The sequence below is a fragment of the Zobellia galactanivorans genome, from assembly GCF_000973105.1.
Classification (GTDB): domain Bacteria; phylum Bacteroidota; class Bacteroidia; order Flavobacteriales; family Flavobacteriaceae; genus Zobellia; species Zobellia galactanivorans.
Genome location: NC_015844.1, coordinates 581,602 through 600,142 on the forward strand (window position 1 = coordinate 581,602; position 18,541 = coordinate 600,142).

The 18,541-nt window shown below is 40.4% G+C and carries 9 protein-coding genes and 2 tRNA genes; 2 read left to right on the forward strand and 9 right to left on the reverse strand.

The features are described 5' to 3' along the window. Positions 1-48 precede the first annotated feature (48 nt). From ZOBGAL_RS02090 to ZOBGAL_RS02105, 4 genes are all read right to left on the reverse strand, one after another. The gene (locus tag ZOBGAL_RS02090; RefSeq protein ID WP_013991841.1) at positions 49-2,517 is read right to left on the reverse strand and encodes a GH116 family glycosyl-hydrolase; all 2,469 of its coding nucleotides are present in this window, start codon (positions 2,515-2,517) and stop codon (positions 49-51) included. Positions 2,518-2,601: 84 nt separating this feature from the next. Beyond that, positions 2,602-4,296 carry a RagB/SusD family nutrient uptake outer membrane protein gene (locus tag ZOBGAL_RS02095; protein WP_013991842.1) on the reverse strand — a complete coding sequence of 565 codons (1,695 nt, stop codon included), beginning with the start codon at positions 4,294-4,296 and terminating at the stop codon, positions 2,602-2,604. Between the two features lie 16 nt (positions 4,297-4,312). Further along, positions 4,313-7,675: a SusC/RagA family TonB-linked outer membrane protein gene (locus ZOBGAL_RS02100; protein WP_052725457.1), complete on the reverse strand. Its 3,363-nt coding sequence runs from the start codon at positions 7,673-7,675 to the stop codon at positions 4,313-4,315. Between the two features lie 169 nt (positions 7,676-7,844). Next, positions 7,845-9,008, reverse strand: a complete 1,164-nt coding sequence (locus ZOBGAL_RS02105; RefSeq protein WP_013991844.1) for a FecR family protein — start codon at positions 9,006-9,008, stop codon at positions 7,845-7,847. A gap of 111 nt (positions 9,009-9,119) precedes the next feature. Between ZOBGAL_RS02105 and ZOBGAL_RS02110 the strand changes: the two genes are divergently transcribed. After that, positions 9,120-9,722: an RNA polymerase sigma factor gene (locus ZOBGAL_RS02110; RefSeq protein ID WP_013991845.1), complete on the forward strand. Its 603-nt coding sequence runs from the start codon at positions 9,120-9,122 to the stop codon at positions 9,720-9,722. Positions 9,723-10,198: 476 nt separating this feature from the next. Here the strand turns inward: ZOBGAL_RS02110 and ZOBGAL_RS23490 are convergent, their stop codons facing one another. From ZOBGAL_RS23490 to ZOBGAL_RS02135, 5 genes are all read right to left on the reverse strand, one after another. After that, entirely contained in the window at positions 10,199-10,354 is a 156-nt protein-coding gene (locus tag ZOBGAL_RS23490) for a hypothetical protein (protein ID WP_158499710.1), read from the reverse strand. 109 nt (positions 10,355-10,463) lie between these two features. After that, the gene (locus tag ZOBGAL_RS02120; protein WP_013991846.1) at positions 10,464-13,994 is read right to left on the reverse strand and encodes an Ig-like domain-containing protein; all 3,531 of its coding nucleotides are present in this window, start codon (positions 13,992-13,994) and stop codon (positions 10,464-10,466) included. Positions 13,995-14,801: 807 nt separating this feature from the next. After that, positions 14,802-14,879, reverse strand: a tRNA-Pro gene (locus ZOBGAL_RS02125). Between the two features lie 34 nt (positions 14,880-14,913). Further along, positions 14,914-14,997 (reverse strand) — tRNA-Ser (locus ZOBGAL_RS02130). A gap of 184 nt (positions 14,998-15,181) precedes the next feature. Further along, entirely contained in the window at positions 15,182-17,230 is a 2,049-nt protein-coding gene (locus tag ZOBGAL_RS02135) for an HD family phosphohydrolase (RefSeq protein WP_013991847.1), read from the reverse strand. Between the two features lie 120 nt (positions 17,231-17,350). On the opposite strand from ZOBGAL_RS02135, the gene ZOBGAL_RS02140 reads away from it, so the two are divergent. Further along, complete coding sequence (locus ZOBGAL_RS02140; RefSeq protein WP_013991848.1) at positions 17,351-18,523, forward strand: acetyl-CoA C-acyltransferase; 1,173 nt, start codon at positions 17,351-17,353, stop codon at positions 18,521-18,523. Positions 18,524-18,541: the final 18 nt, after the last annotated feature.

Genomic DNA, 18,541 nt, shown 5'->3' on the forward strand with positions numbered 1-18,541 from the left:
AAAAAAGGTTGTTGCAATCATTCGGACGTCTAAGGCTCCAAACAAATATTATCCTTGATCCAACACGATAGTGTCACCTACATTGAGGGTTGCGTTCTCCGTTAGGGTTTGATCATCAACTATGATTTTGTTCAACTTTAAGTGACCGCTTTTTAAGGTCAATAGCAATGGTTCCCCCACTTTAGCTTCTAATACCCCACTAGCGTGAGCCGTAAAAAATGGTAATTTATAGGGGGCTTCAATTCTTGGGGTGAAAGACAACACTCCTTGTGGGGCCGAGAATTGCTGCCCACTCAAGGCAAGTGGAATTCCCCAAAGCATCAATTGTCTGCCATAATGGGAGTTTGTATGTGGATACCCATTGGTTACTGAAGTGAGATCAGCATAATTCCATTGATCATTTAGTCCCTTCCGCCAATGATTAATTACTTTCTTGGCCTGTCCTAAACTTTTATCCGGGTTCATTTGCAAATAAATATTCAATATCGACCAATGAATGCTCCCTGCTTGCCATACAGTATTGTTTACGCCGGAACCTGTTTCATCCCTGTCGTTACCCGCATAAGCCAACACTTTCATTCCATAGGGTGAATCTGCGGCAACTACCTCAGCTTCAAGGTGCGACTTCATTAATTCTGGTTCGATAACATCTCCAAGTCCCAACAAATAGCTCCATACTTGACCAAATTGGGTATCAATATGAATATCATCATTTTTAGGTTCATCCTTATTCCACCAATTTCTAAAGTAAGTTCCGGTCCAAAAATGTGCTTTTAAAGTATTTTGGGCAGCTGCAATGTTCTTTTTATATAGTGATACTAAATCTTCTTTTTCACGCTCCTTTGCCAATTCTGTAGCCGCTTTCATCGCCGCCAAATGCATAAAGGCATTATATGAAACGAGATCTTTCTTGCCGAATCCAGACAAATCATAGGTGGCCGCAAGTCTATCTGGTAAGCCAAATTTCCGCGAACGATTTATTTGCCATTGGGCGGCCCTTTTTACATGGGGCCACATTTCATTTACGAACTCTTCATCCCCATCCCAAATGTGGGAGGCATAAACGCTCAAAATGAATGAAGTGCTACAATCACCAAGAACACGACCCGGACTAGGTTGGTCTAAAGGGTCTTTGGAATTTCTGGGCCAAAGCTTTTCGGGGATATATCCATTATCTCGCTGAGCGGCACCATGAGCACCGATAATACTCTTTTTAAGTTCGGGAAAAAACAAATCATACGGTAGCGAACGGGCAAAACTTATATGAATTGGGTCAATGTTGGGACACGCGAAGGATTCCCACTGACGGAATCTGTTATCTTTCGTCCAGATTCCAGTTTTTACAATGGTTGCCGTACTATTTACCATAGCATCTTGTAACCAATCAGGCAGGGAATTATCAAAACAGGTTTCGTTCCATTCAATAATTCCTTTCCATGTTTCAGGTAAGCGGCTCAATGCCTTTTCGGTAACCTCGGTACTGCTCCTGAATAAGTTGGTGTAATAATTGCCCACTATCTCTACAGAAATCGGTCTCTCAGGAAAGTACCATCCCATCGCTATCGTTATGGTTCTTTTTTCTCCTGGAGCCAATGAGACTTTTGCGCTTATGGCACCGTATTGGCCCGAATCATGAATATCTTCTTGAAAATTACCGTTATCGGAAAATTCATCCCATAATTTGTTTAAGTCATCCGCTACGCTATAAGTTACTTCATCTGCTCCGTTCGCTGCCAAGGTCATGTCTCCGCTGGAAGGTTCTTTTCCTTTTTTGGTCAAGACTAAACCTTGGTCTACGTTAAACAAACCTTGGATATGATTTGGGAGGTTAAAAAGAAAAGCAGCTTGATACTCGTCATCTGTGACATTTTCTAGCTCGAGACTGAAAAGGGCACAGGGAGTGGCTGACTGTATTGAATTACGAATTTTGTATTCTGAATATGCGTATAATTTTGTCTTTAAAGGAATATTGGAATCTTGAATATTGAGGCGAGAAACAGGAAAGGCCCCTGAGTATTCCAATTGTTGGACCGCTGGAAGTTTTTTGGGAGGGTGTGTGCGTAAAGTAGTGGCAAAAGCCTTTTTACCATCAGCCTGAATATATAGCCCCATGAAGGCATCGTTTAATTGTATCTTATCATTTCCCGTTGCGGGTGAGTTGTTGAAAATATCCCAGTCCATAAAGCCTCCATCAGCCCTTAATTCTACAGATCCTGCCCCGAAGCCTCCTAAAGGCACGGAAGAACGCATCCCCGACGGTGGTTCTATCGTACTATCTCCTTTTTTTTCAAAAAGATAATTCGGACCATCCATATATCTATACTTTTCGTCAGTCTCAACATAAAATCCTTTTTTTTCTACTTTGGAAAAAATCATATCACGTGAAACGGTCCCCTTATTTTTAAACACTACTTCGTCGGTATATTTTTTAAGGGATACAGTATTTCTTTCTTGAGTACACGATACAAGGACCAAGGCCATAATACCAATGCAACTTCGTATTTTTATATATTTCATTCCTATTCTAAAAAATTAGAAAAGCACGGAAAATGAACGATGCATTTCCCATGCGATTCATTGTTAAACAAACTCAAATAAATATCAGTATCCTGGATTTTGTTTTAATTCTCCTGTAACATTTGCTTCTATATTCGATAAAGGAATAGGAGCTAAGTTGTGAAAGTCTTGAATGTCGTCGGTATTAAAAGAGTTTTGTAGCCGAACCCTTTCGACCAGTTTTCCGGTTCGATGAAGTACTAACCTTCTAGGTTCTTCAAAACTAAGTTCACGGCCTCGCTCATCTAGAATATAATCTATGCTTACTTCATTTGCATTAATAAGCGATCCGTTAGACCGGGCTCTAATCTTGTTAATGTCAATCGCGGCATTGGCATTATCCCCATTTAGATGATAAGCTTCTGCCCTTAAGAGGTAAGTAGCTGCCAATCTTAAGAAATAACGATCTCGGAAGGTAGATCCTGCACTATTCTTCAATAACATTTTTTCTTTGTCGGCATACAGATTATCAGGATGTTGACCTATTGTAGTTACCTTCGTAAGATATGGTGTGATACGCCATGGTTCATCATCAAGAACATTGTTTGCTGGGGGATTTTCCAACATACTCATACCAAAATAAGCGGATTCAGGATTATCATAGACAGGATCCCTGAATAGGTTTATTCTTTGGCTTCGAATATCTATATCATAATCGTCTCCCCAAATGTCTTTTTCCCAAAACTTTGTAAGCTTTATCCAAACAATACCTCTTCCTCCACTGTTTAATGTAGAGGATGGTCCTATAGTGCCAGGATTACCATCGGGATCTACCAGGGTCCATGATAGAGGTCCATGCATTCGTTCAAGATTTGCGGGTCCCGCACTCGAGGTTGATAAAAGTCCTCCCGGGACATCTACTTCCATTTGTGCAACCCATAGGGCTTCTGTATTTCCTGAAGAACGGTTTTGGTTACCTACCCTAAATAAGTCGTAATAAACGTTTCCTTCTGTGTCTGAAGCGAGAGAGCCAAACCTTTCCGTCATTAAAGAGGTTGCTGGATTATCGATTACAACCGAAGCTGCTGTGATAGCTTGGCCGTACTCGCCTAAAGAAATATATGTTTCAGCCAGATAGTGTTGCGCAACTAAATTATGTAATCGTCCATCTTCAACTTCGGTAATATCACTTAACCCGGCCGCGGCGTCCGAAAAATCTTGAACCATTAAATTTAAAACGTCTTCTTTTGAATCTCGAGTGAAATCTGTTTTAGGTTCTGCAATCTCTTCTGTCAATAGGGGTACATCTCCAAAATGATAGACTAAATATCTATAGGCAAATGCTCGGAAAAACTTTGCTTCGGCACCTACGCTTATTTTTTCGCTGTCTGTTAATTCTGAGTTTTCAATCCGAGCTATAATGGTATTGGCATTAGCAACAATTTTATAATAATCGTTCCAAATGAATGATACAATATTTCCGTTAGTGGGATTGTAAGAGTTGGCATAATTACCAAATCGAGTCGGTTGATTTTCCTCGTCTCTTCCTTCTTGAAACATGTCCGTGCCAAAATATTGGGCCATTGCACCAAACTGATTGGTTCCGTCTCCCATAATGGCAGCTCTTGTCTTTGCGTACAAATCTATTAGCGACGATTGAAATTGGTCAATATTCTTATACGCCGTTTCCGTGACAAAGAAATCTTGGGGTTCTTCTTTAAGAAAGTCGTCTTCATTGCACGATACTGATAAAAACAGTAAGAGTATGTATATTGTAATGTGTGTATATTTACTTTTCATCGAATTATTTTTTTAATTAAAAACTAATATCCAATCCAGTAGTAATGGATTTCATTACGGGGCTGCTCGAGGTAAATCCTTGTCCAGTTTCTGGATCCCAACCTAACCAGTCTGTTATAGTAATCAAATTTTTTCCGCTGAGGTACAGCTTCAATCCCTTAATACCTGCATCTTTCATCCAGTTGGAGGAAGTGTCAAAATCATAACCTAGAGAAATATCTTGTAAACGAATAAAATCTCGAGAGAAGTAATTTCTAATAGGTAAGGGTTCTTGAGCCCCTAATCCTTTAAAGGTGGCATTAGGGTTTCTAGGAGACCACCAATCTACCGTGGTCAATACATTTGTGTTGGTAGTAGGCCTTTCCAATTCGCCTATAATTGGATTGTTAACCCCTAAATACCCATCTTTTCCTCCTTGGATGCTTTTAATAAAAAGCCTCAACGTAAGGTTATTATATTTTAAAGTGTTTTGAAACCCTATAGTGTAAGCTGGCTCAGCTCTACCTAATATTGTACGGTCATCGGTGTTTAAAATACCATCTTCATTTATGTCCCTGATTTTACGTGTCCCCACAGTGTAACCGTCGGGAATATTTCCTTGGTCGGTTAGCTGGTAGATGCCTTGAATATCATAATTATAAATTGCTCCTATCGATTCTCCTATAAAAAGATTATCGGCAATAAGATTGTCTTCCTTTCCATCACCATCTTGATCATACCCCAATAAAGTGTTTATCTTGTTTTTGTTGGCAGATAGATTGACCCCGATATCCCATCCTATTTTAGAAGATGAAGATTGCCGTGCAATTCTACTGTTCAAAAAGACTTCTATACCAGAATTGGCAACTTCGCCTAAATTCGTCTGGATGAATGAAAATCCTGTTAGGGAAGGTAAACTTTGCTTCCAAAGAAGGTCGGTGGTCTTCGAGTTATAATAATCGATACTACCACTAATACTGCTATTCATAATCGAAAAATCTAATCCTAGATTGATTCCTTTTGTGGTTTCCCAACTAAGGTTTGGATTGGCCAATGATGTTGGTGATTGCCCATTTAGGGTTCCTCCTCCATCTCCGAAAACATATCTTGAATCTTCATCTAAATCTACACGAGCCAATGATTGAAATCTATTGGTGAGATTCCCTGTTGCGCCATAGCTTGTTCGTAATTTCAAATAATTAAGGATGGAATCATCGCCTAAGTTAAGGTCTTCCGTTAGCACCCAACTTAGGGCAAGGGAAGGGAAGTAGCCAATTTTTTTATTTTCTGCAAATCCGGAATACCCATCTCGTCTTATGGTTGCTGTCAATAGGTATTTATTGTCATAGTCGTAACTTAACCTAGCCATTTGATAACTAAAAGACTCTCTATATCCGTTGGAAGTTATGTTTTGCACTGAAGCTTGGGAAATACTTTGATACCCCAAATCCAAGTTGTCAAAACCTGAGCCTTCAACCCTAGTGCGGTCAAATTCTATTTTATTTCTACCGGATAAAAGCGTTACTCCAATAGAATGTTTTCCAAAGTCGTTTTTGTAGTCTATGATATTATCTAGGGACCAGTCGTATGTACTGGAAACATCTTTAAACGCACTTCCATTTAAGCCAGCACCGTAGATATTTGAATTAAACCTATTGTTCCATCTGTAATTATGGCTATAATTTATACGATAAGTCAATCCATCAATCCCTGGAATACTAACTATACTATGAAATACCCCAGAAATATTATTTCGTATATCACTATCTTCGGCTTCGGACTCTAAAAACCCGTTGACCCCTGCATTGCCATTTGGATTTATAATATAATTTCCATTTTCATCTCTAATTTTTCCAAAAGGTAATTGCGAGATTACACCGCCGATTGATGGGCTTACACCTGAGAAATCTGAGAAAGACCCATAGGTGTTTGCCCCTAATGTCAACCAAGGGGTAAGCTTGGTTTCAATGTTGATTCTTACCGTTTTTCGTTCAAATTCGTCATTCAGAACCCAATTATCTTGTTTTGTATATCCGCCTGATATATAGTATGTAGTGTTTTCACTTCCTCCGCTAAATGAGAGCTGGTGGTTGTTTATAAAACCAGCGCCTGTCATTTCTCCGAACCAATCGCTATCAGTGCCATCTTGAACACCTTGGACCAGTGGCGGCAAAACATCTAGAGCATCTAGAACTTTCCAATCAGGGTTTTGCTCGGTATAGTTCGGCGCCAAATAGCTGTTCCGCCAGTCTAAATCTCGTTGCATTTCGATATATTCATTTCGATTTAGGGTTCGTAGGTCGTTAGATGGCGATTGTGATGTATAATAGGCATTGTACCTAATGACCGGTCCTTGGCCTTTTTTTCCGCCTTTTGTAGTAAGCAAAATCACGCCATTCGCTGCTTGGGCTCCGTAAATGGCTTTACTGCTAGCATCCTTAAGTACATTTACCGCTTCAATATCACTTGGGTTTAAATCGTTAAGACTTCCTCGATATATAGCCCCATCAACCACTATTAATGGGGATAGGTTTCCGTTAATTGATGTTCGGCCCCTAACCTGAATAGAGGGTTCTTCTCCTGCAGAACTTATTTGACCTATGTTTAAACCTGGTACCGATCCACTAATAGATTGTAAAATGTTTGTATTTGGAGCTTCTTTAAACGATTCAAGGTCAGCATTAACGACTGCTCCTGTTAAATCGCTTTTACGGACAGTTCCATACCCAACTACCACAACTTCTTCCAATCCGGCTGCACTTTCTTGTAATTCTATAATTAAACTAGTTTCCTTATCAACAGGAACTTCCTTAGTTGCAAAACCGATATAAGTGACAACTAAAATGGCACTATCCTCTTCTACCTCAATAGAAAAATTACCGTCAAAATCTGCGGTAACACCATTAGTTGTTCCTTTTTCGACAATGTTTGCACCTGGTAATGGTTGACCGTTAGTATCCGTAACCGTTCCGGACACTACTTCTTGAATCTCCGCCTCAATAATAGAAATATTACTGTTTTGGACATTATTAGATAATGCACGTTGCTTAAGAAATATTTGTTTATCTACTACCCGATGAGTAGTTCTTGTTTTTGCGAAAATTCTAGTTAGAATCTGTGGTACCGTTTCTTGCTTCGCTTTTACACTTATTATTCTATTCAAATCAACATCTTTGATTTGATACACAAAATGAAATTCGGTTTGGCTTTCAATTTCATCAATAAGCCTTATAACAGTGACATTGCTCAAATCTAGTGTAATCTTTGTCCCCTGCGAATATGATGTTTTGGCCTGCATGGTAAACAGGACCAAAAACATAAACAACATACTAATTTTCATCTTCAAATTGAGTTTAAGCAATGGGAGTCCCCTTCTTGTTTGATCAAGAAATTTTTTCATACTTTTATAATGTTTGATTGTGGTTATACAAATTGGCTAATCACTTCTACCAATCGGGAAATGGTGACACATTTTCCGATTTTTTTTGCCCAGTTGAGAAATAAACAAAAAAGTGAATAATTGGTTAATCTAGTTCTTCATTGGCTGGGATTTTAAACGGTTAATTTTTTCATTTTACAATTATTGTGTCTTTATTAATGATGTAATCTATATCATATTGACTCTTGAAATACTCTAGTATTTTTTCGATTGGCATATCACCGAAACTAGCATTGAATGTTTCCGATGCCATTTTTGAATTTTGGTTTATTATTTTAACATCGTAGTGCCGTTCTAGCTTTTTGAGAATATCTTCAAAACTTATATTCCTAAACACCAAAACTCCCTGAACCCAAGATGTATAAATACTTGTTACAACCGGTTGAGTAGATACATCACCAAGAGCATTGTCGTAACTCCCTAAGGTTCCTGGTGTTAATACTGTTTCTTTAATTACATCAGAACTTTTTATTTTTGAATACATACCTACTGACCCTTCGACCAAAACAACTTGTTTCATGCTGTCTTCAGGATAGGCTGACACATTGAACTTTGTGCCATACACCTTAACGTTCAAATCAGATGCATTGACAATAAATGGTCTTTCCTTATCCTTTGCTACCTCTAAAAAAGCTTCTCCCATCAAATAAATTTTTCGGTCCATTCCTTTTTGGAATCTTACTGGATATTTTAAGGATGACCCCGAGTTCAAGTATGCTATGGAACCATCTTCCAATTTAAGCTCAAACCGTTTTCCATAAGGCACATGTAACGTGTTATAAACCGGTTCACTCGTTTCAGACTCATTGTTATCTTTATACACTAATTGATTACCTACTTGAGAGCCGACTACATTTCCTTTGGTATCCAATATCTCAGTAGAGCCATCTTCTGAAATAACTTGTATATTTCCATCTTCTCGTTCTAGAGTTATAAAGTTCTCCGTTGGAGTAAATTCGGCCTCCTTCGGTTTTTCAAACGCTACTTCTTTTACCAAGTATCCAATAGTCATAGATAACACAATAAGTGCAGCATACTTGAGGTAATTATTCAGTTTGATTTTTTTGGGCTTCCTTTTATCTTCCCTTATCTTATCCAGTAAAAGACGTTTTGATTTCTCCGTATCGTAGATTTTCATTTTACTGTCAATTCTATAATTTAGTTTTACATATTCATTAAAAAGTTGAATATTGGAAGGTTGTTTGAGTTCAATTTCCAATTCATCCAATTCCGATTTCGAAATTGCAGCTGTAATATATTTGACAATCAGTCTATGTAGTTTTTTCGGTTTCATTCATTATACAATTCACATTAATACGAACTCAAATTACGATACCCCTACTTTTTTCACATTTTTTTTTAATATTTGTTATAATCCATAGACCAACAACAACCAAACCACCATATGAAAAGACATTTTAATGATCAATCATTATTGATTGAGGGTTTAAAAAAAGGGAACGAAGAGGCATATGTTTACCTGGTAGAGAACTACCACAACCGATTATGTGCTTATGCCAACAGTCTTATGCGTGATGATTTGCTGGCAGAAGATATAGTGCAAAATGTATTTGTCCAGATTTGGGAAAAACGGAAAAAACTAAACCATGAACTTTCTTTGGATAGTTACCTGTATAAATCTGTTCATAATAAATTCATTGATGAATATCGAAAAGGTAAAGCCGTTATGGCTTTAGAGAAAAAATACTTGACAGCTTTAGAACTTGCTGTTGAAGAAAAAGACGAGGTCCAGGAACAAAAGGTATTGAATGTCCTTTTCGCTGCAATTCAAGAGTTGCCCCCAAAATGTAAACAAATTTTTCTAATGAGTAAAAAAGAAGGACTTACCAATATTGAGATATCTCAATGCCTGAACCTTTCTAAGAAAACTGTCGAGAACCAAATAACGAAAGCTTTCCGTATTTTAAGAGATAAGATGGGGGAAAAGTATGAGACAATTTTAATGTTGGTTTTTGGCATGGTCCAAAGAAATACGGAAAGCACCTAAATAGGTGGTTTTTTATTAAAAACCACTTTGTTTCAACCTTGTTAAACTTGTTAATTATTTAAGTAGAGTGAAATTCATTTGATAGCCAGATGGTTATCTGCTGTTGCTGTCCCATAAAGATAAGGTAGGGTATATAATAATGCTTTAAATCTCATTGGTCATACTATTATAGATCCATGTATGACTTACCCATGACAAAGGGATACAAAGTAAGCAAGAACAGAATAAAGCGGCTATATTACCATGTTATGGGCCTGCGGGCCGTATTGCCCGGAAGGCATACCTCCAAAAGGAAGAGGCAATATTAAGATATATCTGAACCCACCAAAGTGATGGACTGGTACCGTTCCTACTCCTAACGGAGTATTTTGAACATTACAACAAGGAAAAAAGACATGAATCCATAGCTTGTCATAGACCGATAGACATGTTTAAAAAAGTAGCACAAATTAACCGAGATTTGTATTAAAGCTGTCCTACTTATTGGAGAATGCTCTGTACTGGCACAAGTAGAAAATATAATCGGTTTTGATAAAATTGTCGGCCTGAATCATATGGATGCCTATTTTCAAGCTGGTGAGCATTGGGATGACTCTCTCGTTGTTGTTAATGGAGTCCGCTGGCGCTAGCATTGCACTAGTTTTCAGTATCAAACCACTCATGAAAAATCCGTCTAAAATCCTATTTTCAAAAGGGAAGTACTTTATAGTTTTGCTGTTTTTATTCTAAAAAAAATACATACTACTGTATTGGAGTATTGCTCAAATTATGTGATTTCGTTGATGATCCATCATTTATAGCAACAAAGCTATCCGCTATAGGAATAATAGAAGTATGTCTTCCATAAAAATAAACCTCTCCGCTAGAAGGCATTATAAAACTACCATTGTCATCATCAAAAAATGTTGAACTAGATGATTCGTTCCATGAAGTTTGTAAAGTAAGAAGAGAGGTTCCCGTCTGATTACTGCCTGTATGTGCACTTAATGTGGCACCACCTTTGCCTGTACCATACGATTCAAGATTCACATTAATTGAAGTACCTGCTGGGGCAGTATACCTACCCGTTAGAGGATCAAATGTCGTTGGGGTTTCTATTGTTATGCTAATTATCACTGAATCACTTCCCCCATTACCATCGTTAACCGTTAGTTCTACATTATAATCCCCTGAACTTGTATAGGTATGGGATGGATTCATTTGACTTGAAGTATTGCCATCACCAAAATCCCATAAATAGGTTAAAGTGTCTCCGTTAGGGTCTGAAGAGCCACTGCCCGTAAATAATACCACAGAATTAGGCGCAGCACTACTAGGGCCCGAAGCTACCGCTTCCGGAGCAATATTCGTAACGGTGACCGTTAGGGTTCCGCTTACTGCAGGGTTGTTTCCGTCATTGACCGTATAGGTGATTTCATCCTCGCCGGAAAAACCATTGTTCGGGGTATAACTGATAATCGTCCCGGAGATGGTCGCATTGCCGTTTGTAGGGCCGCTTCCTATACCTACGGTAAGATTGTCGTTTTCCGGATCATTGATTTCACCGGACAGTTCAATAGCGTTATTGCTGGAGTTACCAGCTACTGTAAACGTAAAATCGTTGGCCGTAGGCGGTTCGTTTGGCACTCCATTTACCTCTACCGTTAGTGTTCCACTCACTGCAGGGTTGTTTCCATCATTGACCGTGTAGGTGATACCATCATTACCTGAAAAACCATTGTTCGGGGTATAGCTGATAATCGTCCCGGAGATGGTTGCACTGCCATTAAAAGGGCCGCTTCCTATGGCCACGGTAAGATTGTCATTTTCCGGATCATTGATTTCACCGGATAGTTCAATAGCGTTATTGCTGGAGTTGGCATCTACCGTAAACGTAAAATCGTTGGCCGTAGGCGGTTCGTTCGCAACCCCATTGACCTGTATGCTTAGCGTTCCGCTTACTGCAGGGTTGTTCCCATCATTGACCGTGTAGATGATTTCATCCCCACCGGAAAAACCATTGTTCGGGGTATAACTGATAATCGTCCCGGAGATGGTCGCATTGCCGTTTGTAGGGCCACTTCCTATACCTACGGTAAGGTTGTCGTTTTCCGGATCATTGATTTCACCGGACAGTTCAATAGCGTTATTACTGGAGTTGGCATCTACCGTAAACGTAAAATCGTTGGCCGTAGGCGGTTCGTTCGCAACCCCATTGACCTGTACGCTTAGCGTTCCGCTTTCTGCAGGGTTGTTCCCGTCATTGACCGTGTAGATGATTTCATCCCCACCGGAAAAACCATTGTTCGGGGTATAACTGATAATCGTCCCGGAGATGGTCGCATTGCCGTTTGTAGGGCCACTTCCTATACCTACGGTAAGGTTGTCGTTTTCCGGATCATTGATTTCACCGGACAGTTCAATAGCGTTATTACTGGAGTTGGCATCTACCGTAAACGTAAAATCGTTGGCCGTAGGCGGTTCGTTCGCAACCCCATTGACCTGTACGCTTAGCGTTCCGCTTACTGCAGGGTTGTTTCCGTCATTGACCGTATAGGTGATTTCATCCTCGCCGGAAAAACCATTGTTCGGGGTATAACTGATAATCGTCCCAGAGATGGTCGCATTGCCGTTTGTAGGGCCACTTCCTATACCTACGGTAAGGTTGTCGTTTTCCGGATCATTGATTTCACCGGACAGTTCAATAGCGTTATTACTGGAGTTGGCATCTACCGTAAACGTAAAATCGTTGGCCGTAGGCGGTTCGTTCGCAACCCCATTGACCTGTACGCTTAGCGTTCCGCTTTCTGTAGGGTTGTTCCCGTCATTGACCGTGTAGATGATTTCATCCCCACCGGAAAAACCATTGTTCGGGGTATAATTGATAATCGTCCCGGAGATGGTCGCATTGCCGTTTGTAGGGCCACTTCCTATACCTACGGTAAGGTTGTCGTTTTCTGGATCGCCAATATGGGGTTCCATGTCTATACTGTTGTTAGCGGAATTTGTAATAACGTTAACCGTAACATCACTGGCCGTAGGTGGTTGGTTGGCAACCGTAGTGACCGTAACCGTATACGCTTTAGTCATACTACCTTCCATGACCGTATATGTAATTGGATTGCTAAAATCCTGTTCCACTCCGGACATTGGGTTCACCGATTCACCAACAATCCCTATCGTAGGAATCAATGCCGTAACATCTGTACCAGATGGCAATTCTAGGAGGATTTCCGTGTCCGTTATACTCCCTTCTACTCCATTAATACTAAACGAAGTTATTTCAATAGCAATAGCTTGCTCCATTACCGTTACTGTCCACTCTTTTTCATCACCGTTCTCTGCCGTAACCGTATAGACCACCTGGTTCATGAAATCTTGCTGCTCTTCAGCTCCTGGTGAGACTGTAGCTCCCTCCGACACTGTCAGTACCGATGGTGCAATATTCCGTTCGCTTCCTTCCGGAACTGTTACAGATATTGTGTGGTTTTCAGAATCGATTATAGCCGTACCAATCTGTTCCGATAGTGAGAAACTTAGAATGTTATTCTCTCCCGATGAGAGTTCCTCCACTACTTCAAGCGCTACCTCTGTTGTAATTTTCTGTCCGTTGCCATCCTGAAGATCAAACGTGAGAACTACCGTGCCTAGTTCTTGTGCTATAAAATTATATTGGTAAGTGCCAGGAACGATTTGAACAAAGGTGTCAGTTTCCAGTCCCGTACCGTCTTCCTTAGTCCATTCCCCCGATCCAACGGTAATCTTATAATTACGTTCGTATGAGGCATACCCGGCCCCTTCATCACCAAGGGTAACCGTAATAGTAGTTTCGTCTCCCACAAGAAGTTCCTCATCGGCAGCGGTGGCCGTCCATGTTGCAGGCACATTTTCAAGAGTATATACTAGTTCAAGTTCCTTGGCAAAACCATATGAATCCTCTGCTTGAAAGAGAACCTTATGCTCTCCGGCCTCAGAACCTATATAATGCAGGTTTTGGGACAGCCCTTCAAAAAGATACATTTCTCCCGGTGCCAAGGGTTCTCCGTTATCATCCTCAAAAAAGCCTTCGCCTTCCTCTACCGTATACTTAAAGCCATAGGTAATTTCTTCCAAAATTTCCTCTGGAGATATAGTTAATACCGTTGCAAGAGATTCTTTAACATATCCTTCCTCCGTATTGTCCCCCAATAGATCGAACTCTACTTCAGTTACAAGATTAACCTCCTTCGTACACGCGATAAGGATGGCCAACATCATAAAAAAATACACCAAAAATCTATAACTCTTGACCATACTGAATTGAAAATCAAATATCTAAAAGAAAAAAAATAAACTTATAGACTCTTGTTTAAAAATTTACGTCGTTAGTTAGGTCTAAATATAGATAACTTAAAGGTGAAGTAATTAACTTTTACGAAAAAGCATAGCGCCTTGAGCATCAAAAATATTTAAAGTAAACTCGATTATAAAAGAGATAGTTAAAACAGAAAAATTGTAGCATTATTGCTACATAAAGTATTTTTCGACGCAAAGGGCAACTTTAGTTCGACTAAAGTCAATCATGCACAAATCAACCTGAAATGTAATTATTAAGAAAGTCCATAGTCCTTCCCTTTTTAGTTAACACATACCACAACTAAACAAGTAAATTGCAGGTTTGGCAATACCCTTTTAGTTAATCCTTCTTTACTACCCTGTACGAGATATTATACTTTTAAACAAAAAAATACCAGTAATATTGACTGCAAAGCAATGGGCCGTCCACAATACATTGCTTTATAAAATGGAACGGCAATAAAAACTAATTTTGGTTTAGAACTTAGATATGGACAATCGAACTCGAATCTGCCGCCAAACGGGCACAAAAAAAACCAGCAAAAGTGTATTTTTCCGGCTTTCATTTATTTGCGTATTTTAAAAAAATTAACACCCTATTTGTCGGGCCGGCAGGATTAGCTGCGCTGAACCTGAAAGAGGGTCGGTGCTCAAGACAATCCGACACAGGCTATCGCCTGTCCATATTTTTTTTCCGGTTTAAGTGCCGTTGGCACTACACCTTTAAAAACAAAAAATCCGATCACTTTCGTAATCGGATTTTCTTGGTCGGGGTGGCAGGATTCGAACCTGCGACCTCCTGCTCCCAAAGCAGGCGCGATAACCGGGCTACGCTACACCCCGATAATTCGGTTATCTATTATTACAAAGAAAATTGCGGAGAGAATGGGACTCGAACCCATGCGACACTTACGCGTCGACAGATTAGCAATCTGCTCCGTTACCACTCCGGCACCTCTCCTAATAATTTCTTCAAAGAACTTATTTTAGCACGTCTCCATGACTAAAATTGCGGTTGCAAATGTACCGCTTAGAATTCGAGATCGCAACTATTTTTTACATTTTTTTCAAGAAGTTTTATCACGACCATTATCTTCCTTTCAAAAATAAAAAAACCTGGACTTTCAATCCGTCATACCACCCTATTATTCAGGATATTCCACTCGAAGGTGATAAATATTGATCAACTTCTGCTTAAAAATCTTTTTTATGGCTTCTATCTCCTTGAAGGTGATATTGGCATTTAAAAATTGTCCCGCGGCCATTTGTCCCGCTATAATTTTATCTACAAATTCTTCTATTATTCCCGAAGTAGGGTTTTTTAAACTCTTTGATGCCGCCTCTACCGAATCGGCCATCATCAGAATGGCCGTTTCCTTTGAAAAGGGTATAGGACCAGGATACCTGAAAAAAGATTCGTCTACGTCTTCCTCTAGCTCTTGTTGCTTCTTAAAAAAGTAATAGACCAAAGTTGTACCGTGGTGAGACCTGATAAAATCGATTACCCGATCGGGCAAGTTGTTCTTCCTGGCCAACTCAATACCGTCGATCACATGGTTGATTATAATTTTTCCACTGTCTTTGGGCGAAAGTTCGTCATGGGGATTCACGTTCGTAATCTGGTTTTCGGTAAAATAGGTAGGGTGCAACATTTTGCCTATATCATGGTAGAGGGCCCCCACCCTCACCAACATGGCATTCGCCCCAATTTCATTGGCTGCGGCTTCCGCTAGGTTGGCTACCTGTAAAGAATGGTGAAACGTACCTGGCGCCTTGTTCGACAGTTCTTTCAACAACTTCGAATTGGTATCGGACAACTCTAATAGGGAAACGTCGGAAACCAACCCAAACACCTTTTCGTACACATAGATCAAAGGCTGTACAAAAAGGGTGATCATTCCATTTAAAAAGAAAAGTCCTAAAGTAAACCACTGTATATTGTCTAAATTACCTTCGTGTATAATGTGGAACGCCAAATACCCCACCACGTAGATCAGGGTAATCTGACCGACCGATATAAAAAGATTGGCCCTCTTATAAAGTTCCGATACCGTTAAAATGGTAACAATACCAACAATGATCTGTAAAAAAATGTACTCAAAGCTATTGGGCACCACAAAACCGAGTATAAGCACCGTCAAGACATGAACGAACAGTCCTAAACGGGCATCGAAAAAGGTTTTGAGAATCAGGGGCAAAATACATATCGGAACCACGAATACATAGGCCTCGTTATATTTGACCACCATGGTTGTGACCAAGACCATAAAAAGAATATTGAAGAATATAAAGGTAACCTTGGTATTGTTATCAAAATTCTCCCTTCTGTACTTCTTTAAAAACAGAAACAGCATCATCAGCACCAAGGCTACAAGCACGGTATATCCGAATAAAATAAAATAGTAATTATTGGAAGTCCATAACTCAGACTCGTACTCGGTCTTCAGGGAGTTTAAGATGTTCAGGTTCTCGGCCTCTACCACTTCACCCCGAGCTATTATGAGTTTCCCCTCATCTACGGTACCCCGCGTGTGCGAGATATTCGACAAGGCTTCGTTCAGGGCCTTCTCCGAGAGGTTTTTATCATATGTCACATTGGGCCTTACCAAATCAAGAAAAAGGCCTTGATATTCCTGTTCGTACATGGAAAGGTCCTTCTCTCGAAGTATTCTTTTCAATACGGGCCGTAAATTCTTTATCCGGACCAGACTATTGAGCGGTACACTTTCGGCTTCATTGTTTTTTACCAGGTAAAGGCGTTGTTTTTCCACCTTTCCGTTCAACTTTTCCAAAACACCGGTTTTGTACAAGCGCCTTAAAATATCCTTCCCCGCCGAATACAAGGCTTCACGGGCACTTGCACTATATCTTTCTTCATTGAATACGGAAGTAAACTTTTTATTGTACACCTTCAAGACGGTGTCTTCTACCGTTTCATCAAATCGGTAATAATCGATTTGGTTGTTCAACAGTTCGTTTTTCTCCTTTTCAATATCCTCGGCACTTTTCTGTATGGAAAAATCAAAAGGTGCGTAGAGATTTTCATACTGCCACGGCTTTCCTTTTTGAAACTCATACTTGAACTTTCCTCCCTTAGGAAAGAAAAAAACAATACATGCCACCGAAACCAAATACAGAAAGTACTTATACAGGAGGGATTGGTTCTTAAAAAGTTTGTCCAAAAATTTGCGCATGAGCTTAGTATATGAGTCAAAAATAGAAAATAATAAACTTACCGAAGGCTTTTCTGGCAACAACGAAAAACGTTGCCTATTAATTTCTTAGTTTTGCGAAACAGAAATTCTTGTATAATTATGAACGATGTAGTTATTGTATCTGCCTCAAGAACTCCAATTGGCAGCTTTATGGGGGGGTTATCGACCATTCCGGCCCCTAAGTTGGGCGCCGTGGCCATCAAGGCGGCACTCGCCAAAATAAATCTTGCCCCCAATTCGGTAGAAGAAGTTTTTATGGGCAATGTAGTTCAAGCGGGCACGGGCCAAGCACCTGCCCGACAGGCCGCTATCTTTGCGGACATTCCTGATTCGGTACCCTGCACTACCATCAACAAAGTCTGTGCCTCGGGTATGAAATCGGTCATGCTGGCCGCTCAGGCAATCGCCTTGGGCGATATTTCCATTGCCGTTGCCGGAGGAATGGAAAACATGAGCCTTATACCTCATTACGTTCATATGAGAAACGGTCAAAAATTCGGTCCCGCGACCCTAGAGGACGGAATGCAAAAAGACGGTCTTGTCGACGCATACGACCAACAGGCCATGGGAGTCTGTGCAGACGCCTGTGCAACCGAATACCAATTCTCTAGGGAAGACCAAGATAAATTTGCCATACAATCGTACGAACGATCGGCAAACGCATGGAAAAACGGAAAATTCAACAACGAGGTGACTCCCGTTGAAGTACCGCAACGCCGTGGGGAACCTATAATTATTTCCGAGGACGAAGAGTTCAAGAATGTTAGAATGGACAAAATTCCGGCCTTACGCCCCGCCTTCTCCAAAGATGGTACGGTAACCGCCGCGAACGCTTCCACGATAAACGACGGCGCCGCCGCCTTGGTACTCATGAGTGCTGACAAGGCAAAAGAACTCGGACTCACACCCTTGGCAACCATAAAAAGCTATGCCGATGCCGCACAAGAACCCAAATGGTTTACCACCGCACCGGCAAAGGCCCTTCCGAAGGCCATCGCCAAAGCGGGCATATCGATCAACGATATCGACTTTTTCGAGTTCAACGAAGCCTTTTCAGTGGTTGGACTGGCCAATATGAAGTTATTGGGACTCACGGACGACAAGGTAAACGTAAACGGCGGAGCGGTATCCCTAGGGCATCCATTGGGCTGTTCAGGAGCACGTATTCTCGTTACACTTCTCAACGTCTTGGAACAAAACAATTCCAAAATAGGGGCTGCCGCAATATGTAATGGCGGAGGTGGCGCTTCTGCAATAATCGTAGAACGATAATCCATACCCGAACCAACC

Coding starts and splice junctions, on each gene's coding strand:
- ZOBGAL_RS02120 (WP_013991846.1), bottom strand. CDS start 13,994: ATGGTCAAGAGTTATAGATTTTTGGTGTATTTTTTTATGATGTTGGCC.
- ZOBGAL_RS02140 (WP_013991848.1), top strand. CDS start 17,351: ATGAACGATGTAGTTATTGTATCTGCCTCAAGAACTCCAATTGGCAGC.
- ZOBGAL_RS02100 (WP_052725457.1), bottom strand. CDS start 7,675: ATGAAAAAATTTCTTGATCAAACAAGAAGGGGACTCCCATTGCTTAAA.
- ZOBGAL_RS23490 (WP_158499710.1), bottom strand. CDS start 10,354: ATGCTAGCGCCAGCGGACTCCATTAACAACAACGAGAGAGTCATCCCA.
- ZOBGAL_RS02090 (WP_013991841.1), bottom strand. CDS start 2,517: ATGAAATATATAAAAATACGAAGTTGCATTGGTATTATGGCCTTGGTC.
- ZOBGAL_RS02105 (WP_013991844.1), bottom strand. CDS start 9,008: ATGAAACCGAAAAAACTACATAGACTGATTGTCAAATATATTACAGCT.
- ZOBGAL_RS02135 (WP_013991847.1), bottom strand. CDS start 17,230: ATGCGCAAATTTTTGGACAAACTTTTTAAGAACCAATCCCTCCTGTAT.
- ZOBGAL_RS02110 (WP_013991845.1), top strand. CDS start 9,120: ATGAAAAGACATTTTAATGATCAATCATTATTGATTGAGGGTTTAAAA.
- ZOBGAL_RS02095 (WP_013991842.1), bottom strand. CDS start 4,296: ATGAAAAGTAAATATACACACATTACAATATACATACTCTTACTGTTT.